Below are 19,209 nucleotides of genomic sequence, written 5' to 3' on the forward strand. Positions count from 1 at the left end.
GCATTTCCGCCCGTATTGCGCGAAAGGACTGCCCGCGATGACCACGCCAGCCACGATGACACCCGCCCCGGCGGCACCGGTGCCACTCGGCTCGGCCGCCACCACCCCGGCGGGCGGTCGTTTGCCCAACGGTGAGCTGCGCCGCCAGGTCGCGTGGTTCCTGGCCCACCGGGCGGCCGGAGAGTTCACGCCGCGCGAGATCGCGCGCGACCTCGGCAACAAGTCGTCCGGCGCGGTGGGCAACGCCCTGAAATCGCTGGCCGATCGCGGCGAGGCCGAACGGACCTCGACCAAACCGCTCCGCTACCGGGCGACCACGACCACCGCCGCCGCCTCGACCGCGACGCCCGCACCATCCGGGCCGCCCCGCCCGGCGCGCACACCCCGCCGACCGCGCACCCGTCGCGCGACGACACCGCCCGCGACGACGACACCCGCCCTGTCCACGTCTCCCACTGCGACCGCGACGCCCGCCCCTTCGAGGTCGGGCGGTAAGGCGGCGGTGACCGGTCCGGTGACACGGCCGAACGGCCAGCTGTACTACCCGAGGCAACTGGCGGGCATGTCGGACGTGGAGACGCTGCGGCGGTTGCGTGCCAAGGGCATGCCCGCGCTGCTCTATGGCCCGCCCGGCACCGGGAAGACCTCGATGGCCGAGGCCGCCTTCCCTGATTTGATCACCATCCCGGGCGACGGCGACACCATGGTCGCGGACCTCGTCGGCGACTACACCCACACCGCCGACATGCGCTACGAGTTCGTCCACGGACCGCTCGTGACCGCGATGCGTGAAGGCCGCCCCCTGTTGATCGACGACGCCACGCTGATCCCGCCGACCGTGCTCGCGGTGGTCTACCCACTGATGGACGGCCGCAGCAAGATCGTCGTCAAGGCCAACAAAGGCGAAGTCGTCGAGGCCGCCGACGGGTTCTACGTACTGGCCGGTCACAACCCCGGCGTGCACGGCGCGATCCTCACCGACGCCCTGTCGTCGCGTTTTTCCGCGCAGATCCACGTCACCACGGACTACCAACTCGCCCTGCAGCTCGGCGTGGACAAGCGGGTGGTGAAGGCCGCCATGAACCTCGACACCCAGTGGCGCAACGGCGAGGTCGGGTGGGCACCACAACTACGGGAGCTGATCGCGTTCCGCGACCTCGCCGACGTGATCGGACCGATCGCCGCCGCCGCGAACCTCCTCGGCCACGCACCGGAAGACGACCGCGCCGCCGTCACCACCGCCCTGCGCTCCCAGTTCGCCACCACCATCACGCCGCTCGCACTCGGCGCGCAGATCAAGCCCAAGTAACCCCTATCCGCGCACCAGCCCGGAAAGGACGGCCCCGCGATGACCGCGCACCTGATCGCCGACGACACCGCCACTGCCGCCGTCATCTTCCCGGCCACCGCCGGATGGACCACCCTGTCGGCCGCGTTGACCAACGAGGTCGCCGTGATCGCCGACCGCGACGACCTCGTGGTCACCATCGCCCCCGGAGCCGGACACGGTGCCCCGGCGTGTTTCCTGCCCGCCCGCGCCACCATCGAGATCGACGGCACCCACCTGGGCACCGTGGACCCCGCCACCACCACACCGCACAAGATCCGCGACCGCGCCCGCTACAAGACCGCGTGGGGGCTGCTCGTCCACGAGTCCGCGCACGCCAAACACAGCGCCTGGGAACCGCGACCCGACGACCCTCCCGGCGCGGTCGCCGCCGCGATGTTGTTGGAGGAGCACAGGATCGAGGCCGCACAGATCCGCCGCCGCCCCGACGACCGCCGCTGGCTGCGCGCCTCGGCGACCAACCTGATCCTCGCCGACACCCGCGCCGACGACCCCGCCCACGCCCCGAAGATGACCGCGCGCGACGCCGCCCACACCGCCGCGCTGCTGCTCGGGCGCACCGACGGCGGCATCCTCACCCGCGCCGAAACCGCCCCCGTCGCCCGCACCGTCGAGGCCGTGCTCGGTGCCGACAAGCTGGCCAAACTGCGCGCGTTGTGGCGCGAGGCGTTCACCGTCGCCGATGACGACGCCGCCGCCATGATCGACCTCGGCCGCCGCTGGTGCGAGGTCGTCGGTGCCGACCCCGCGACCCCCGACGAGCCGGACCCCTCGGGCGGGTCGGGTGCCCCGTCGCGTTCGCCGCTGGCCGAGTCGATCACCACGGCGCTGGGCAAGGTGGCGCGGGCGGTGGCGCGCGAGAAGGTTCCGACCGACCCGACCGAACTGGCGGCGGAGGCGGAGGCCGCCGAGGACGCCGCCCGCAAGATCGCGGAGCAGGTCGCGCAGTCGGTGTTCGCCGTCGGCGGTCCCCCTGACGGGCGCACCGAGACGGCGGGCACCCGCCCGCCCACCACCGACGAACGCGCCGCCGCACGCGTGCTCGGGCGTGCGCTGTCCACGGCCGGGGTGCGTGACCGGGTGGCGACGAAGACGACCTCGGCCGTGCCGCCGGGACGGTTGCGGATGCGCGGCGCGATGGCCGCCGACGCGCAACGCGCCGCCGGGTCACTGCCCACCGCCGAGCCGTTCACCCGGATCACCCGCGCCACCGTGCCCGCCCCGCCGCTGCGGGTCGGTATCGCGTGCGACGTGTCCGGGTCGATGGGCCACCTTGCCCGCCCGGTCGCCTCGACCGCGTGGATCCTCGCCAACGCCGCCCACCACACCACCGTGCCCGCCGACACTGCGACCGTGATCTTCGGCCAGGCGGTCCGGCCGATCACCCGCCCCGGCACGGTCCCCGCCCAGGTGACCGAGTTCCGCGCGAACGACAACTGGGAAGCCGTCGACACCGCGATCGACGCCCTCGACGGCGCACTCGGGCTGTCACGCCCCGGTGCCGCACGGCTGCTGGTGATCGTGTCGGACGGCAAGTTCCGCAAAGAGCCCCACGCCAACGGGCAGAAACGCGTCGATCGGTTGCGCGCCACCGGATGCGCCGTGCTCTGGCTGTCCACCGGTGACACCGACACGCCACTCGACGGCGTCACAGTGCACCGACTCGTCGTGCACAACCCCACCACCAGCCCCAGCGCTCGCGGCACGACGACCGCCTACTGCCCTTGTGGATGGACGGAACTGTGCGCCACACCGGGTAAGGCCGACGACGCCGCCGCCGACCACCGCAACACCTCCGACCCCAACAGCATCGCCCGAGCCATCGGACGCGCCGCCACAACCGCCCTGCGCGCCACCCACTAGGGCACACAACACCGAGGCACAACGGAGGCAATGCCATGGCCGACACGCACGCCGACCCTGAGCCGCTGTTCGAGCAGATCAGCGAGACCGACCACCGGTGCACCCGTTGCCGCGCGACCAACACGTGCGAGTCGGACGCGTTCCCCCAGCTACGGCGGCACCACTGAGTGGTGGGAACGCTGCACCGCCTGCGGAGCCTCCATCAGTGGCTGCGACATGTCCGCCGTGCTCTGACCCGTGAAGGCGTTACACCACAACCGAAGGAGCCGCTGATCATGCCGTTCTACCCGAGCCGAATCGACACCATCGACACCGTGGGCGACCTCTTGGACGCACTGACCGAGTACGACCCGGCCACCCCGCTCCGGTGGGCCGCCCAACCGAACCACCCCTTCGAGTACACCGTCGGCAAGGTGGTGTGCACCCCGCAGGACGCTGAGGGCGACGGCACCGAACGGACCGAGGAACCGGTGGTGTGGCTGGGCGAAGGCACCCAGGTCGGCCCGCTACCCGACCTCGCCACCAACGCCCTGGAGTGGTCATGACAGCCACCAGGCTGGCCGCGCACGGAAATCGGCTGGGGTGTCATCCGACGCTCTCATCGGAGGTGAACCGCAAGTGGAGGACAGCATGACAAGCACGAAAGGCAACGGGCCGTTGTGCCCGGACTGCGAAGTGTCGATCGGTGAGCCACACATCGACGGGTGCGACGTGGCCCGCTGCCTGCAGACAGGACTGCAACAACTCAGCTGCGAGGCCACGCATGACTGCGGCGCGGAAGTGTGGACCGGGGAATGGCCAGGCACCGCCGAATGCCGCGAATACGGATGGATGATCGGCCCCGATCTCCCCGATGTCATGCGTCTGTTCGCCGAGGCCACCTGGGACGCCCAAGCCCATCGATGGGTGAAACTCGAAACAACCCGGTAGACAGACCACGCCCCACTACACCAGCGACCTCGTGAAGGGGTCGCTGGTCGGCCACGGCTGTCCCGGCGGACGAGCATCAGGCGGTGCGTTCCCCCGTGGTGCCAGCTCACGCCTCCAACACCTGGCACAGCACGTCGCCGCATCAAGCCGCTCTCGGAACCCGCGCGCCGTTCGCCGCGCCCCTCCCTCGCGCACATCCGCCTCCCTCGATCACTTCTCCGGCTGCGTGCCCGCTCACGTGCTGTAGATCATGTCGCTCACTCGGCTGAAAAGTTCTGAGCCAAACGGTGGACCAGGCCGGTGTCGACGTCGCGTCCGCCCGGCCTTGCCACTACGCAAGAGGTGACCGGCACGCGGGATCGGTACGGCCGTGCCGACTACCGGAGGAGCAGCTGATCCGAATGAGCCGACTTGCCACTGTCGCCATCACCGCGGCCTTGGGGATCGCACTCGCGTCCGTGCCCGCGGTCGCCGCGGCGGCGCCGGCCACCGCGGCGGCCTTGCCGCTGCGCGAGGCGGTCGCCGCGCTTCCCGTCGCCGACGAGGTCCGAGACGGCTACCAACGCGAGAAGTTCCGGCATTGGGTCGACGCTGACCGCGACGGATGCAGCACTCGAGCGGAAGTGTTGATCGACGAGGCCGCCCTCGCGCCCGAGATCGGCCTGAAGTGCGCCATCGCCGGCGGGTCGTGGTACTCGTCCTACGACGACGAGTACGTCCCCGACGCTCGAGCCATCGACATCGATCACATGGTGCCGCTGGCCGAGGCCTGGGACAGCGGCGCTTCCGCGTGGACGGCGAAACGCCGCGAGGAGTACGCCAACGACCTCGGTGAAGCTCGGGCATTGATCGCGGTGACCGCACGCTCGAACAGGTCCAAGGCAGACCAGGACCCGAGCACGTGGCTTCCGCCATACGCACCGGCACAGTGCGGCTACATCACCGACTGGGTCAGCGTGAAGACCCGCTGGGGCTTGACGGTGGACGACCACGAAAAGTCCGTACTCGTGGAGAGGTCCGCGAGCTGTCCCAACGTCCCGATCGCGGTCGCCATCGCGTGAGTCGGCACCACCGCCACGACGGCGGGGCTGGCTGATCGGTAAGTCCGGTAAACGATGCGACTCCGGTAACGGCTGATCCAGCACTCCCGATTGATCGGCATGAGGCAACGAATCCGACCCGCGCGCGGTGCTGGCGGCGTGATGCCTCGTGTGTTGGCAGTCGTCTTCCTCTTGGTGGCGGCGGTGAATTCGGCCATCGCCGCGCTCAATGCGGTGGCGTGGCCCGCCGTGGTCGCCGTGTGCTGCACCGCCGTCGCGATAGGCCTGGACAGGCTGTACCTGTCGACGCGTTCGACCGCCGACGGTAGCACTGGGAACGCTCCTACGGACGCGGTGATGTGGTTGTGCACCAACCGAGATCCGTTGGGGCACAACCACATCGACGACAAGGCAGGCTAGTCGGTCGTGGCGTCGGACTCCGGCTCCTTCTCGATGGGAGCGAGTGAGAACCGCTTCGGCTTGTCGTTCGTCATCACGGCGTAGCCGTCGACGACCAGCTTCTCCAATGCGTTGTTCACCGCGCCCGAGGACCGGTCCAGCTCCTTGCCGATCTTGTTCGGGCTGAACTCCTCGCCCGAGTGCTCGCGCAGGAAGTCCTCGACCAGCCCGCGCAGCCCACCGGGCGGGAGTCGCCGCTTCTTCGGCTGACCACCATCCGAGGCCTCGTTATCATCGTCGGACGGCTCGACGGTGTCCGGCTTGACCTCGGCAAGCGGCTCCTCGACAGTCGCAACCTCGACGGCCGATTCGTCGGTGTCGCCCGTCGGCGTGCCAGGTGAGGCAGTCGCAGCGACACCCTGGGGCTCATCGATGTCGGCAGAGTGCGCGGTGTCCGCTTCCGACGTGTGCACCTTCGGGACGTCGGCCTCTGGGACATCGGGGTCGGTGATCGACCACAGGTCGGCCGCCCGGCGACCGCCTTCGGCAATCCCAGGGGTGCGGGTGACGCTGCCGTCGACCACCCACCGGGCGAGGATCTTGGCGGCGGTGGACTTCCCAATCCCGGCGGCGGTCGACAGAACAGCGGCGGCGCTGTGCGGGTTGGCGTGCAACGCCTCCCACAGCTTGTCCTCCGTCTCCGTCCGTGACTTCAAGCTCGTGGTCGGCTCGATAGTCGACTCAGGGACCGCCTGCAAGGTACGGGCGGAGCCGCTCGAGTCAGCGGTGGTGGTACGGGCGTTGCGGTTGCGGTTGCGGGTCTTGGACATGACTACCTCGATTGGTCGCATGTGATCGGCGTGGTGGTCATGCCCCGGCCGAGGCAGTGTGGCCCCCGGCGCGCTGCCGGTGTGTTCGGGTCACACGACTATGGACGCTTCCCCAGCCGTGTGAAGTCAAGCGGGTTGCCGAAACAAGATGACTGTCTTGTGTAGACGGTTCGCGGAAGCTGCGAACCATTGCGCCACACGGGTTCATTTCACCCTGACCGCACACATCCACGTTGACAGGCGCGCACCAACGAAGCGTCCATACAGGTCCAACCAATCCGGCCAGGCACCGAAACCTGAAGGGGCGCAGACACATGACGATCGACCGGGACACCGCAAAACCGCCCGACACCGCCGCCGATATGGCCGTGGGCGCGCCGAAAGCCGATGCGCGATCCCACGACACGCATCCGGCCTTCGGGGCGTCAGAACCCAGGGACGAGACGGCTTTCCGGGAATGGGTCGGACTGCCACCGGACTCGTTGATCATGGTTCCGACGTTCGCCACCGCGCCGCCGATGCGGCTGCCGGAGAAAGTGTGGGCAATGGTTGTGGTGGCCCTGGACATCGCCAACGACACCGATCCCGATCGCACGGGTGCAGTGGCGTTGTTCGCCGGACAGTGGGTACCCGAGCAACCGTCCGCCGACCTGCATGACGGCGACCTCGTCGTGCGCCTGACACACCCGACGGAACCGACCGATCCGCTTCTGGGCGATCACGCCGTGGATGTCGACATGCTGCTGGCCTACCAGGGCCGCTGGCAACGAGTCGGCCACTGGCGCGGTGTGAACGACCACTGGCCTCGGATGATCGCCCCGACGGCCGCAGCGGTGATGGGATTGCACACCGACGCGGCCGAAGCGGTCGCTCCGTGCGATACCGCACCGTCCACGACGGCAGCCCCTGGGATGCGGCGGGCTCGCCGTGGGGTGCGTGCACTACTCGACGCCGGGATGGTCAGTGCGGGCGACGAGTTGGTGTGGAACCGCCCCAGCTGCGGTGCCCGACACACCGCCCGCATCCGTACCGACGGCACGCTCGTGCTCGCCGACGGCCGGATGTACGAAAACCCTTCTGGTGCCACAACCGCCTTGGGCGGCAAGCACCAGAACGGATGGAGCGCTTGGCGGCGCGTGGCCGACGGGCGCAGCTTGGGCGAGCTCCGTGCCGAGCTCCGTGCCGAGCTCCACGCCCATCACGAGCGCTGAGATCCCGTACGCACCAACGCTTCCACTGCATGCCCGTTACCGGAACCGCTACACAGCAGCGATTCCACCTCCCGAACGAGGCTGGCCATGACACTATTCGAGACCACGACGGACGATCTCGTCCTCGTGGGCACACGCGCCGGGGTCGGCCCCGGCTACACCCTTGAAGCCGCCGCCGTGCGGTTGACCGAGGACATCGGTGAGTTGCGCGGCGATGGCGGCTTGCCACACGAGGTGCGCACGGTCGTCACGATCCTTCCTCACCAGCGGCGGCTCGACATCGCGGTCAGTGGATTGCCGGTCGAAGCCGATCCCGATCGCACCACGATCCGCGCCGTGATGAGTCGTCTGTTCGGGCTGGCGAGCCTCCACAACATCGTCGTCCTCGACGGGGAAACACCGCCTCTGTTCACCCAACAGATCCTGCTGATCGGATCGGACGGCCAGCCATTCGCCGCGATGATCGGCACTGCCGTCGGCGACGTGGAACGTCGTGCACCTCGCCACGACCGCACGGTCCACCAGAAGCGATCGTGAACACGTTTACACCGCTGGAAAACCGCCTCCCTGGGACGCGGCACAACCGAACGCGAAAGGGAAACCCCGTGGACGGACACACCACAGCGAGTCGCTACATCCTGTGTCGTTCCAGCGCTGACATCGACCCGGTCTCCACGCTTGAGGCCGCCGCCATCGGACTGAGCGAGGACATCGCCGAGCTTCGTGCCGACGGTGGTCTGCCATCAGAGGTGCACTTCGTGGTCAACATCGTGTGTCAGCAACAGATCCTGGAGGTTGTGGTCACCGGCTTGTCCGTTGACGACGATCCGGATCGCGAGGCTATCCGATCGGTGGTGGATGCACTGTTCGAACTTGGCAGCATGCACAACATCGTCTACCTCGACTGCGAGACGCCACCTCTGTTCACGCAGCGAATCGTCCTCGTCGACCACGAGGGTCGTCCGTTCGCCGCGAAGATCGGCGCGGCTTCCGGAGATGTCGATCTCTTGTATAAGGTGCCGTAGGTTCCGTGCACGAGGTTCATCCATGGCAGATGAACAAGGGTTCTGGCAGTACTCAAACTGCCGGAACCCTTGTTTGCGTTCAGGCAGAACCTGCAAGTGCCGCAATGGAAGCCGTCGGTCGAGTCGCGCCGAAGTAGTCGTCTCCGCTCCACCGGTAGGGAGCGATCTGCACGGGCTGCCCGAAGGTCGGCGCGTTGATCATCTGTCCGGCTCCGATGTAGAGGCCGACGTGGTGGATGTCGGCGGTGGTGCCGTAGAACACCAGATCCCCTGGCAGTAATGGCTGTCCGTCGGGTACCCGTGGTCCGGCGTTGTACTGCGTGTGGGCGGTGCGGGGCAGGGTGATCCCGGCGGCGGCGTAGGCGGCTTTGGTCAAGCCGCTGCAGTCGAAGCCGCCTTCGGAGGGGCCGTCGCCACCCCAGACGTAGGGCAGTCCTCGTTGGCCGCAGGCGTAGTTGATCGCGGTCATCGCGGCGGGGTTGGGTGCCCGGATGGCGTTGCAGTCCCCGGTTCCGATGGCGGCGGCGTCGGCGTACTTCTTTGCTTGCGCGAGAACGTCTTTGACGTACCAGTCGGCGTGGTTGTAGGCGAAGATGGCTTTGTATAGGTCTTGTGGGGCTCCGGAGTCGCAGAGGTAGAACGCGGCGGCGTGGATGGCGTCGTGGGGGTTGTAGCGCGACGGCGGGGTCGCGCCGCCGGGTGGGATGGTGTGTCGGGTGAGCACGCCGTCGAAGGTGGGCTGGAGGAATTGCATGGGGCCGCCGGCTCCGGCGTAGTTCTCGCCGTGGTGGACGCCGGGGGCGTCGAGGCGGCCGTGGTTGGTCTCGATCTTGCCGATGGCGGCGAGGATGCTCCAGTCCAGGCCTGGGCAGTCCGAGGTCGCGGCGACGTACAGCGCGCAGTAGCCGGGCGGGATGTCCTCGATCGGTTTGGCGCAGTCGACCAGCATGGTCGACGAGCCTCCGAGTACGGCGGTCACTGCGGCCTGGAGGCCCGCGCCGATGAGGGCGGCGATGAGCAGCAGTAAGCCGACCACGGCGACGGCGAGTTTGGCGGCCACCGGGTTACCGCCCGCTGCTCGGTGCGCGTGGTGCGGCCAGCCGGGTGTCCGTCGGCGGCATGGGTAGCGGTGGCGGGGACACGGCGACCGTTGCGTCGGGGTGGCTCACCGGGTCGACGTCCGTGACCGGCGGCGGAATGTTCGGCCAGGCGTCGAGTAGCCGGTGCGGCTCCCGGCGGCCGGTTCGCTCCCCGGTGTCGCCGAGGGACTCCAGGGGCAGCCACACGGCATCGGCAGGGCTGGGGTGTGCGGCGTCGGGGTCGAGGAGTTCGGCGGCGGCGGTCGCCACGGGCACTGAGCGTGGGTCGTCGAGCTCGCGCCAGGCGCGGTAGAGCAGCCGGCGTGCTGCGGCCTCGCGGCGTGAGGTGGGCAGCCACACGAGCAACGGGGTGGTGATGCCGGTGGCCTCGGCGAGTGCGGCGTAGCCGGCCAGCTTCCCGGCGAGTTTGGCGAGGACTTCGGTGCCGAAGTCGTATTCGAGGAAGAACTCGATCTCCTGCCCGCTGGTGGTGAAGCGGCCGTAGGCGTCGGGTTTGATGAGGTCGCCGAAGTGGCGGGTGCAGCGGGCTTCCGACCACCATGCCCCCACCGTGGTGTGCTCGTCGTGGCGGGCGCGGTCGACCAGGGCGGTGAACCACTCGTTGACTCCGACGGTGTGAGCCAGTCGCAGGCTGTGGGCGATCCCGAATACCCGGTCGTGCCGGTAGCCGAGCTCTTTGACGTCCAGGCCGTCCTCGGCGGCCAGGACCGCGGCCCCGGCGGGGGCGAGCACGTAGTGCATCGGCGCTGTGCCCACGGAGATGAACGGCTGGAACCGATCGACCACCGACCACTGGAACAGCTCCCGCAGCCGCTGCCGTCCGGAGCGGAATGACGGGAAGGTCAGGGCGGTGATCTGGTGGGCGGTGAGCACGCGGTGCTCGTGCAGCATCCGGATGATCCATCGGTCGCGTGGGGTCAGCCGCCATGCGAGAACGGCTTGGTGTTCGGCGGAGTTGGCTGCTCGCGGTGTCGGCCGGGTGGCCTTGTGGCCGCGCAGGTCGCGCTGCCGGGTCGGGTTGGTGATCATGCTGGGACACCTCCATTTGCGGTCCACGAGGACCGGTTCGGCCGCGTTGATGGCGGGGACCGAAGGGGCGCTGATGGGGCGTTCAGGCGGTGCGGCGCGGGTCGGCGCTGCGAGGGCGCGACGTGGGCCGGGCGGTGTGGTTGGCCGGCCGTGACGACCTGGTGGACTGGGATGCGGGTCGTGCCGGAGGGCGGGTCGCGCTGGGCGCGGCGGCGCGGGCGCTCTGGGCGCGGCGGGCGATGGCGCGGACCTCGCGGGCGCGGCCGGGGATTGCGCGCGGCATCGGCTGGGTGCGCATGGTGAACGGCTGGGCTTGTTCGCCGTGCAGGACGAGGCGGGCGGCGGCGTGGTAGGCGCCGAGGTGGGCGAGGTCGTGGTCGGTGAGCCGGGGCGCGGTGTGCCGGGACAGCTCGCGGGCGTCCTCGGGACTGGCGTTGAAGAAGATCTTGCTGCGGGCGTTGGTGGACATGCCTTCGCGCAGTTCGCGTGGAAGTTGTCCGAGGTGCTGGTGCGCCAGGGTCATCGCGACCCGGAAGCCGCGGGCTTCGGCGAGCATGTCCTCGATGGGGTACGGCAGGTTGAGGAAGTTGTGGCACTCGTCGATCACGAGCGAGGCGTCTGGGCGCTGGCGTTGCGGGGTGCGGGCGCGGGCGGTGGTGGCCTGCCAGGTCCGTGCGACGACGAGTGAGCCGACGAGTCGGGTGGTTTCCTCGCCGAGTGAGCCCTTCGGGATGCGGACCAGGCAGATCCCGCCTGCGTCCAGGATCTCTCTCATGTCCACTGTGGAGTGTCCACCGGCGATGGCGTCGCGTACGAACGGCCGCAGGAGGAACGCGCGTAGTTTGTTCATCAACGGCGAGATGACTTGCGACCGCGACGAGTCGGTGAGTTCCTCGTACCAGGACCAGAATCCGCGCAGTACGGGGTCGGTGATCCCGGCGGTGACGCGGCTGCGGAAGGCGGGGTCGGCGAGCAGCTTGGGCAGGTCGGCCAGGGTCGCGACGCCTTCCTGGGCGCGCAGGGTGAGGCAGGCCGCGCGCATGACGTCGTCGGTGCGTGGTCCCCAGAACGCGCTGTAGACGCGGCGGAACACCGACACGAGGTTGTCGACGGTCAGGTCGGTCTCGCCGCCGTCGAGCGGGTTGAGGCAGGGCGGCCGAGAGCGGGAGTCGGCGTCGAAGATCACCACCCGGTCTGCGGCCTCGCGGGGCAGGCGGGAGAGCACGTCGGTGACGAGGTCGCCCTTGGGGTCGATGAGCACGACCCCGCGGCCGGCCTCGGCGTCGGCGAGGATCATGTTGCCCAGCAACGTGGATTTGCCCGAGCCGGTGGCGCCGATGACGTGCAGGTGGTGGCGGGCGTCGGGGACGCGCAGTGCAAGGGGCCGTTCGTGGCCGGTGTCGGTGATGCCGAGTGGTTTGGCGTCGGGGCCGGGGGTGGCAATGCCGGGTGGTGGGGCGATCGCGCGGGCTCCGGCGCGCTGCACGCCGGGTGTGGACTCGTCGGTGGGCAGGTGCGCCAGGGCGGCCAGTTCGGGCACGGACAGCAGATCTCCGTGTCCGAGGCGGCGTTCGGCCAGCACTGTGGCGGGGTGGCGTAGGCGGGCGCGGGTGTAGTGGTTGTGCTCGGTGTAGGAGGCGAAGCTCGCGGCGAGGGCGTGTGCCCGGCCGCGGGCGGTGTCCCGCGCGGTGCGCACCTCGGCCTCTGCGGCGTCGGCGGGCAGGAGGGTGGCGACGGCGTAGCGGATCACCGTCTCGTACTGCGATCCGCGTTGTTTGCCGACGATGGCGCGGTTCTGCGCGGAGTACTCCAGCGCGGTCTGCGGGTCGCTGTGCAACCGGGTCGACGGGGTGGCGTGCCGGGTGCGGCGGGTCTTGATGCCGGGGGTGAGCAGGTCGAGCAGGCGGCCGATGGGGCGGGCGGAGCGGCCGGTGTGCACGTGCCGGGCGGCCCGGCGAGCGCGGGCGACGCGGCGGCCGGTGACCGGGCGGGCGAGGATCTGCACGCAGGCGTACTCGTCGCGGCCAAGCCCGACGGGGGCGCCGATCAGGGCGCGGATCGGGTCGGCGTCGAAGCTGCTGCGGATGGGCAGCGCCTCGGAGCGTGCGAGGCGGAGTTGGCCGCCGACGACCAGCCGCCGCTGCCCGTCACCGGGTGGAGGGAAGGGTGGGTCGGCGGTGGTGGTGCGGGTGTGCGCGCCGGGCCAGGCGGCTTCGACGGCGCGCTCGACCAATCCTGGTGGGATGACGCCGGGCACCCACAGCCGGATCGCGACTCCCGCCTCGGAGAATACGTACTCGCACGCCACGTGGGGTTGCCCGGTGAACGCGCGGCGCCAGGCGGGGCGGAGCAGGCCGACGAGGTTGGACCACAGCGCCTGGCCGCCCGCCGGGTCGACCTGGGGCGGGGCGAGCACGGTGATCTGCCGGGCGTCGGCGACCAGCCGGGCGTGGCAACGGCGCGCCCACCACCGGCGGGCCAGGACGAACCCGGCGACACCGAAGGCGAGGGCCGGGGCGGCGATCGGGCCCCAGTTGATCGCCCAGTCCCGCAGGTGTGTCAGGACCGCGACCAGGGCGCTGCCGGGGTCGCGTAGATAGCCACCGAGCCACCCGTCGATGAGGTCCCTCCGGAAAGCGGTGTTGTCGGCCGCGCGGAGGGCGGGGGCGGAAGAGATGGTGTCGGGCATGGCGCACCTCCTTCCGGAGAGGCCAAAAGGGAGAACAACCAGCGCGAGGCGCGTGGCGTCAGGCGGCGTCGAGTTCGACGTGACCGGCGTCGTCGTCGGTGCCGAACTCGTCACCCTCCACGAGGTGTGGTGATTCGCCGGGGAAGCCGAGGTCGACCCAGGATTGCTCCGGGCTGGAGCCAGCGGGCTCGGCGTCGGTATAGCCGGCGAGTTCGGCAGGGTTGCTGGTAACGAGGTAGTGCTCGGTGGGTGAGGCGATGGCCTGGAACGCGACGCGCTGGGTTCCCGATGACAGGAGTCCCTGGCCGCGATCGGCGGAGAGGAGGAACTGCCGCTCCCCCGCCGACAGATCGAAGGTCTGGGTGATCTCGTCGATTGCCTGCGACGCCTGCCGGAGCAGGATCTGTGTCGCGGCGTTCGCCACGATGGCTTTGCCGAGGTCACTGCCGAGCACGTCGACGGTGTCCTGCGTCGCCAGCGTCAGGCCGCCCCAGTACTTGCGGAACGACTTCGCCGCGCGAAACAGGAACTTGGCGCCCGCTGGCTCGCGCATCAACAGCCACGCCTCGTCGACCACCACCAGTCGTGGCCGGCGGATGGCGGGATTGCTCACGCGCCGCCACACCACGTCCAAGGTCAGCAGCGTGCCGATGCCCTTCAATTCGTCCGGCAGGTCCCGCAGTGAGAACACCACGAGGTGGCCCTCGGGATTGGTCGTGGTGGGGCCGTCGAACAGCTGCTTGAACGCGCCCTCGACGAACGGGTGCAGCCGCGCGGCGAGGGTGCCCGCGGCGGCATCGGTCACGGTGGCGAGGGTGTCGCGCAGGTCGCGCAGGATCGGGGCGGGCCGGGTCCAGGTGCGGGGGTCGGCGGTGATCCCGACACGCTGGTAGGTGGCGGCGATCGCGCGATCCAGGGCAGCCCGTTCGGCGGCTTCGAGTTCGGTGCCGAGCAGCACGGAGATCACCGTGTGCAGGAACAGGCTGCGGCGGATGAGGGCGTCGCGGGGTGCGGTGCGCCGCCCGTCGGACCGGGCGTGGATGGCCAGATCGAAGGGGTTGAGCCGGACGTCGCGCGCCCCGAGGTGCAGGTAGGTGCCGCCGACAGCGGCGGCCAGGCGGGCGTACTCGTCCTCCGGGTCGATGACGTGGATCTCGATCCCCCGGTACAGGCTGCGCAGCAGCTCCAGCTTGACCAGATAGGACTTGCCCGCGCCGGAGCGGCCGAGGATGACGCTGTTGTGGTTGTCCAGGGCGAACCGGTCCCAGTGCACGAGTCCTTGGCTGCCGACGTTGAATCCGTAGAGCACGCCGGAGGGGGCGGCGACGCTGGTGGGGTCGGCGGGTGGCAGGTCGGGGCTGGTGAACGGGAACGCGGCGGACAGCGCCGAAGTGTCGAAGATGCGTCGCATGCCGATGAGGTCCAGGCCCATCGGCAGAGTCGACACCCAGCCCTGCAGGCTGCGGTAGGTGGTGTGCTTCGCGTCGAGCAGCAGGCTCGCGCACAACGACCGCAGGGCGGCCACCTCATCTGCGAGTGCCCGCTCCGACGGGGCATGCACCGTCAGGTACAGGCCGACACGGAACAACTTGCCTTCGCCTCTCGCCACCCGTGAGGACAGGTCGTAGGCGTCCTCGGTGGCCGCCTCGACCAATGGGTCGTAAAGGCGGCCGTGATCAGCGGTGTGCCGTCGGCCGGACTCCAGTTTGGCGAGCTGTTTCTTGAGCCAGGACGCGGCGGTGGCCGGGTCGATCGGTTCGACGTGCAGGGCGACGTCGAGGCGTCCGGGGTAGGTCAGCAGTGGTGCCAGCCAGCCGGGGTGCACCTCGCGCGGGAAGCCGACCACGGCGAAGGAGGAGACCCACTCGTTGCCGACCTCCAGGTGCCGGGCGCCGACCGACAGCGCGTCGGGGGTGAACGCGGCGGCGCTGGGCGACGCCGCCGGGGCCACGGTGCGGTGTGGTCGCCGGGCGCGTTCTCGTCGGCTCATCAAGATCGCCCCCGCTCGTCGTCGAAGTCGGTGTCGTCGTAGTCCCAGTCGTCGGTGTCCGTGTGGTGGTCGTCCTCTCGGCCATCGGTCCCGGCCCAACTGGAGCGTTCGTCGTCGTAGCCGGTGTCGGTCAGGTCGTCGGCCGTGGCGGTGGTGATCACGTCGTCGGCGCCGGCGAGCGCGGTGGAGGGCGGCAGGACGGTGTCGGGGTTGCAGGCGGCGGCGAGTACGGCGGTGGCTTGCCCGGCGTCCAGTGGGGTGACCACGATTCCGGCGGGTGCGAGCAGCTCGATGGCCTCGCCCAGTCGGCGGACCAGCCGCGACTCGGCGGCCCTTCTGCCGCCGGGGTTGGCCCGGTTGCCGCCGCGTTGCGCGCGGTGTCGGCGGCCGGTCAGCGAGGTGAGCATGTTCAGCGGGGAGGGGCCGCCCAGGCGGTCGGTCGAGGCGGCGATCCCGATCGGTTCGCGCAGCACCAGCAGGACTTGGCGGCGGAGCAGGTCGGTCTGCTCGCCGAGTTGGGCGAGGTAGTCGGCGTGCTCGAGCGCGGCGGCTTCGAGCGCGGGGTGCGGCAGCCCGCCGGCCCGCGCCCGGAGCTCGTTGATCTGCCCGGACAGGTCGAGGCGTTCGGTGCGCACGAGGACCTGGACTCCGGCGGTGAGCGAGTGCAGGTAGCGGCCGAAGCTGCCCACGAGGCTGTCCTGTTCGGCGGGGGTGCGCAGGGAGAAGTTGACCGTCGAGGCGACCGCGACAACGGCCAGCCCGTCGGCGCCGAGGTCGACGACACCGGTGTCGGTGATCGCCTCGGCGGGCAGCCGCAGCGCAGAGGGTGAGATCCGCGCCTCGCCCGCTCCGCCATGGCGTCCTTCGGTGCGGTCGCTGGTCTGGTCGGCGCGGGTGGTGAGCCAGTCCGGTGCGGGTTTGATGCCTTCGGGGGCGGACACCCGGTGGCGCGGGCCGAGGCGCTGGCGGATCGCCGCGAGCAGCATCCGGTCCATCGAGACACCGTCGCGCTGGCCGAGTGCAAGGACGGCCGCGGTCGCCCCGAGGGGGATCGCGAGCGCGAGGAACACCGGCAGCGGCACGACCGGGCCGCCGAGGATCCAGGCTGCGTAGAGCACGAGGCCGGTCACGGCCAGAATCGCCAGCTGGCGGGCGGTGAGCGGGCCGATGACCCGGTCGGCCATGTCGACGTCGGCGGGGATGCGGATGGGCTGGCTCATGACGTGTCACCTCGAGGTCGCTGCGGGTGCCCTGGGCGTGGTGGTTGGAACAGCAACGGCGCCGGGGTGTGGCTCCGCACCCGCCTGCCAGCCGGGTCGGGTGTGGCGGGCTGGAACACCTCGGCTGGTACGGGCGGCGGCACGGTGGCCCGCACCGGACGCACCGGAGCCTCGGGGGTGGCCGGCCGGAACTGCAGGTGCGTCGGAACACCGGGCACCGGCCTGCTCGCGACGGACCGTGCCGCCGAGGTACGGGCTGCTGGTGGCCGGAACACCGGGGTCACCGAGCCGGTGGCGACGGATACCGATCGGGTGCCGGGTCGCGGTGTGGGCGGCTCGGGGAGCGCGGCGCGGAACTCGGGCATCGCTGGACGTCCCGGCGTGCGGCGGGTCGCGATCTCGTGGGTCGGTGTCTGCGGGCTGGGTTGCAGGAACTGTGGTGCGACCGGCAGGACGCGCCCGCCGACGCGGGATCGCTCGAGCGCCTGCTGCTCGCGCAGTCTGCGGCCGACGGCTTCGGGCGAGTAGATGCCCGCCGTGCCGCCCCATTCACGGATCGGCGCGGGCCACGGCGGCTCACCGGTTCGGACGGTGCCACGCTGGCCCCGCCCGGCACCGCCCCCGGCGCCTGCAGCGGCGGCGGTGTGCCCGCCGAAGCCGCGGCCTCCGAGCAGGCCCATCGCCTTGCCCATCACGAACGCCCGCACGAGGCCGCCGACGAACGAGCGCCGTCCCCCGCTGGTGAGCTGGACGCGCTGGCTGATCCAGGACGGGATCTTCACCAGGATCCAGATCAGGGCGATGGTGACGATCAGGTTGACCATGCCGTCGGGCGTGGTGCCGAAGAAGTGGAAGCCGCCCGGCTGCAGGAACACCTTGAGCGCGCAGATCAGCGCGAGGCTCTGACCGACCTGGATGCCCAGCACCCCGGCACCGGCACGCCAGAACCAGTGGGCGACGCCCTCGGTCTGCGGCAAACCATGGAGCATGATCGCCACCGGTGCCCCGGCCAGCAGGATGACGGTGAGCGCGACGCGGACGATGTAGCCGACCAGCAACGCCACCAGCAGCACCGTGAGCACGATCGACAGCACGCCCGCGAACAGGCCACCGGTGACGAGCGAGTTCATCACGATGCTGACGAACATCTCGCTGATCGCCTGCCCGGCGGTCTGTGGGTCGAGACCGTTGCCGAGCAGGGCGAGCGAGGCGGCGTTGGCGAATCGGATGGCCTTGTCGCCCAGCAGCAGGCTGAGGTTCGCGGCCACGAACCCGACCACGAGGCGGGGTGCCATCTCGCGCAGCGCGTAGCGGGTCTGCACGCTCTCGTGGGCCATCACGATGATCCCGGCGATGAGCACGATCAGCGTGTAGGCGGCGACGGCGAACAGCCGCGAGGACTCCCACAGCTCGCCGATGCGCGGCAGCTGGTCCAGCGTCGGGGTGGACAACAGGCTGGAGCCGACCCACCGCAGCAGCATGTTGAGCGACTCGCCGACCAGCGTGTGCATGAGCCCGGCGATGCCCTCGCCGATGCACGCGGTGAGGTTGGTGATGCCGCAGTCGCCGCCGGTGGTCCCGGTGGGTGGAGCGGTCGTGGGCGCGACCGTGGTGGCGGGTGGCGCGGTGCTGGTGACCGGCGGCAGGCAGCCCGGTGGGCGTGGCTGTCCCGGCTGCGGCGACACGCACGGATTGGCCACGGTCGTGGTCGGTGTCGTGGCGGGACTCGACGATGGGGTGCGGGTCGGCGACGGTGGGCGGGTCGGCGACAGGGCGCACGGGATCGGGCGCGGCTCGGGACCGGCGCACGGGTCCGACGGCACGGTGGTCGAGGGTTGTGCCGACGCGCCCACCGTGACCAGGAGTCCAAGCAGGACGATCAGGCCGGCCAGCAGCGCCCACACGACCCGACGGCGGGCCGGTGAGTTGCCCGGCGCCCGGTCGTCCGGAGGCGACGTCGCGCGACGCGTGCCGACCCTCGTCGTGGAGTCGAGCTGCGACGTCCGGGGACGCCGCGGGATGGCCGGTGGGGCGCCGGACATGGCTACGTCCCCACGATCTTCTTGAGGATCTCCACCACGACCGGGGCGAGCGCCGCGAGGCCGTACCCCCACCCGGCGCTGCGGAACGACGACTTGGCCTTCTCGACCTCGCCGGGATCGTTGCCGCCCATCAGGTAGCGCACGCCGCCGATCGACAGGAACACCGTCGCCAGCCCGGCGAGGATGCCCATCAACCAGTTGCGGATGTTGACCAGAACCTCGTCGACGGTGGCGACCAGGGCGAGCACCCGCACGGTCTCCGCATGCGCCGTCGAGGCGGTCAGCACCACGGCGATGACCGCCAGTTCGGCGATCAACACCAGCCGCCTGCGGCGGGTGCGGCGACGGGCGGCCTCTGCTTCAGACCTCCGATCGGTGGTCGTGTCGGCGGTAGCGGGCCGGGTGTTGCAGGACCGCGTCCGGCGGACACGGCGCAGTGCCGGGACGGGCGTGGTGGCGGAACCGACGGGCGGCTGGCGGTCGGGGCGGCGGC

At 70.5% G+C, this 19,209-nt stretch carries 18 protein-coding genes; 10 read left to right on the plus strand and 8 right to left on the minus strand.

The window, feature by feature from the left end:
- Positions 1-37 precede the first annotated feature (37 nt).
- The 7 genes from ACIA8G_RS21750 (at position 38) to ACIA8G_RS21780 (ending at position 5,601) form a co-directional block, all read left to right on the plus strand.
- Positions 38-1,309, plus strand: a complete 1,272-nt coding sequence (locus tag ACIA8G_RS21750) for an AAA family ATPase (RefSeq protein ID WP_396420443.1) — start codon at positions 38-40, stop codon at positions 1,307-1,309.
- 39 nt (positions 1,310-1,348) lie between these two features.
- Complete coding sequence (locus ACIA8G_RS21755) at positions 1,349-3,211, plus strand: hypothetical protein (protein ID WP_396420444.1); 1,863 nt, start codon at positions 1,349-1,351, stop codon at positions 3,209-3,211.
- 35 nt (positions 3,212-3,246) lie between these two features.
- Positions 3,247-3,378: a hypothetical protein gene (locus ACIA8G_RS21760; protein WP_396420445.1), complete on the plus strand. Its 132-nt coding sequence runs from the start codon at positions 3,247-3,249 to the stop codon at positions 3,376-3,378.
- Between the two features lie 108 nt (positions 3,379-3,486).
- On the plus strand, positions 3,487-3,756 hold the full coding sequence (locus ACIA8G_RS21765; protein ID WP_396420446.1) for a hypothetical protein: 270 nt from the start codon (positions 3,487-3,489) through the stop codon (positions 3,754-3,756).
- A gap of 73 nt (positions 3,757-3,829) precedes the next feature.
- Positions 3,830-4,141, plus strand: a complete 312-nt coding sequence (locus tag ACIA8G_RS21770; RefSeq protein WP_396420447.1) for a hypothetical protein — start codon at positions 3,830-3,832, stop codon at positions 4,139-4,141.
- A gap of 401 nt (positions 4,142-4,542) precedes the next feature.
- The gene (locus ACIA8G_RS21775; protein WP_396420448.1) at positions 4,543-5,202 is read left to right on the plus strand and encodes an HNH endonuclease family protein; all 660 of its coding nucleotides are present in this window, start codon (positions 4,543-4,545) and stop codon (positions 5,200-5,202) included.
- Between the two features lie 141 nt (positions 5,203-5,343).
- The gene (locus tag ACIA8G_RS21780; protein WP_396420449.1) at positions 5,344-5,601 is read left to right on the plus strand and encodes a hypothetical protein; all 258 of its coding nucleotides are present in this window, start codon (positions 5,344-5,346) and stop codon (positions 5,599-5,601) included.
- On the opposite strand, the gene ACIA8G_RS21785 is transcribed toward ACIA8G_RS21780, so the two are convergent.
- Positions 5,598-6,296 carry a MarR family transcriptional regulator gene (locus ACIA8G_RS21785; RefSeq protein ID WP_396420450.1) on the minus strand — a complete coding sequence of 233 codons (699 nt, stop codon included), beginning with the start codon at positions 6,294-6,296 and terminating at the stop codon, positions 5,598-5,600. The two genes, ACIA8G_RS21780 and ACIA8G_RS21785, sit on opposite strands and share 4 nt — an antisense overlap.
- 428 nt (positions 6,297-6,724) lie before the next feature.
- Between ACIA8G_RS21785 and ACIA8G_RS21790 the strand changes: the two genes are divergently transcribed.
- From ACIA8G_RS21790 to ACIA8G_RS21800, 3 genes are all read left to right on the plus strand, one after another.
- Positions 6,725-7,621 (plus strand): hypothetical protein, encoded by an 897-nt coding sequence (locus ACIA8G_RS21790; RefSeq protein ID WP_396420451.1) that lies wholly within the window; start codon positions 6,725-6,727, stop codon positions 7,619-7,621.
- Between the two features lie 126 nt (positions 7,622-7,747).
- The gene (locus tag ACIA8G_RS21795) at positions 7,748-8,158 is read left to right on the plus strand and encodes a hypothetical protein (protein ID WP_396420452.1); all 411 of its coding nucleotides are present in this window, start codon (positions 7,748-7,750) and stop codon (positions 8,156-8,158) included.
- Positions 8,159-8,226: 68 nt separating this feature from the next.
- On the plus strand, positions 8,227-8,646 hold the full coding sequence (locus ACIA8G_RS21800; RefSeq protein WP_396420453.1) for a hypothetical protein: 420 nt from the start codon (positions 8,227-8,229) through the stop codon (positions 8,644-8,646).
- 79 nt (positions 8,647-8,725) lie between these two features.
- On the opposite strand, the gene ACIA8G_RS21805 is transcribed toward ACIA8G_RS21800, so the two are convergent.
- The 7 genes from ACIA8G_RS21805 to ACIA8G_RS21835 form a co-directional block, all read right to left on the minus strand.
- Complete coding sequence (locus ACIA8G_RS21805; RefSeq protein WP_396420454.1) at positions 8,726-9,706, minus strand: NlpC/P60 family protein; 981 nt, start codon at positions 9,704-9,706, stop codon at positions 8,726-8,728.
- A gap of 4 nt (positions 9,707-9,710) precedes the next feature.
- On the minus strand, positions 9,711-10,775 hold the full coding sequence (locus ACIA8G_RS21810) for a replication-relaxation family protein (RefSeq protein WP_396420455.1): 1,065 nt from the start codon (positions 10,773-10,775) through the stop codon (positions 9,711-9,713).
- Positions 10,776-10,857: 82 nt separating this feature from the next.
- A complete protein-coding gene (locus ACIA8G_RS21815) occupies positions 10,858-13,464 on the minus strand; it encodes a helicase HerA domain-containing protein (protein ID WP_396420456.1) in 2,607 nt (868 codons plus the stop codon).
- 58 nt (positions 13,465-13,522) lie between these two features.
- Positions 13,523-15,454: a VirB4 family type IV secretion system protein gene (locus tag ACIA8G_RS21820; protein ID WP_396420457.1), complete on the minus strand. Its 1,932-nt coding sequence runs from the start codon at positions 15,452-15,454 to the stop codon at positions 13,523-13,525.
- Complete coding sequence (locus ACIA8G_RS21825; protein ID WP_396420458.1) at positions 15,454-16,674, minus strand: PrgI family protein; 1,221 nt, start codon at positions 16,672-16,674, stop codon at positions 15,454-15,456. The genes ACIA8G_RS21820 and ACIA8G_RS21825 overlap by 1 nt, the downstream gene beginning before the upstream one ends.
- The gene (locus ACIA8G_RS21830) at positions 16,671-18,716 is read right to left on the minus strand and encodes a hypothetical protein (protein ID WP_396420459.1); all 2,046 of its coding nucleotides are present in this window, start codon (positions 18,714-18,716) and stop codon (positions 16,671-16,673) included. The genes ACIA8G_RS21825 and ACIA8G_RS21830 overlap by 4 nt, the downstream gene beginning before the upstream one ends.
- Before the next feature lie 2 nt (positions 18,717-18,718).
- Positions 18,719-19,039 carry a pilin gene (locus ACIA8G_RS21835; protein WP_396420564.1) on the minus strand — a complete coding sequence of 107 codons (321 nt, stop codon included), beginning with the start codon at positions 19,037-19,039 and terminating at the stop codon, positions 18,719-18,721.
- Positions 19,040-19,209: the final 170 nt, after the last annotated feature.

Origin of the sequence: Lentzea sp. NPDC051213, assembly GCF_044455585.1 — a bacterium.
In the GTDB taxonomy this organism is placed as follows: Bacteria; Actinomycetota; Actinomycetes; order Mycobacteriales; family Pseudonocardiaceae; genus Lentzea.

Excerpts from the sequence above, each read along its gene's own strand:
- ACIA8G_RS21765 (WP_396420446.1), top strand. The coding sequence starts at position 3,487 with ATGCCGTTCTACCCGAGCCGAATCGACACCATCGACACCGTGGGCGAC.
- ACIA8G_RS21820 (WP_396420457.1), bottom strand. The coding sequence starts at position 15,454 with ATGAGCCGACGAGAACGCGCCCGGCGACCACACCGCACCGTGGCCCCG.
- ACIA8G_RS21790 (WP_396420451.1), top strand. The coding sequence starts at position 6,725 with ATGACGATCGACCGGGACACCGCAAAACCGCCCGACACCGCCGCCGAT.
- ACIA8G_RS21825 (WP_396420458.1), bottom strand. The coding sequence starts at position 16,674 with ATGAGCCAGCCCATCCGCATCCCCGCCGACGTCGACATGGCCGACCGG.
- ACIA8G_RS21750 (WP_396420443.1), top strand. The coding sequence starts at position 38 with ATGACCACGCCAGCCACGATGACACCCGCCCCGGCGGCACCGGTGCCA.
- ACIA8G_RS21815 (WP_396420456.1), bottom strand. The coding sequence starts at position 13,464 with ATGCCCGACACCATCTCTTCCGCCCCCGCCCTCCGCGCGGCCGACAAC.
- ACIA8G_RS21780 (WP_396420449.1), top strand. The coding sequence starts at position 5,344 with ATGCCTCGTGTGTTGGCAGTCGTCTTCCTCTTGGTGGCGGCGGTGAAT.
- ACIA8G_RS21830 (WP_396420459.1), bottom strand. The coding sequence starts at position 18,716 with ATGTCCGGCGCCCCACCGGCCATCCCGCGGCGTCCCCGGACGTCGCAG.
- ACIA8G_RS21775 (WP_396420448.1), top strand. The coding sequence starts at position 4,543 with ATGAGCCGACTTGCCACTGTCGCCATCACCGCGGCCTTGGGGATCGCA.
- ACIA8G_RS21755 (WP_396420444.1), top strand. The coding sequence starts at position 1,349 with ATGACCGCGCACCTGATCGCCGACGACACCGCCACTGCCGCCGTCATC.
- ACIA8G_RS21810 (WP_396420455.1), bottom strand. The coding sequence starts at position 10,775 with ATGATCACCAACCCGACCCGGCAGCGCGACCTGCGCGGCCACAAGGCC.
- ACIA8G_RS21760 (WP_396420445.1), top strand. The coding sequence starts at position 3,247 with ATGGCCGACACGCACGCCGACCCTGAGCCGCTGTTCGAGCAGATCAGC.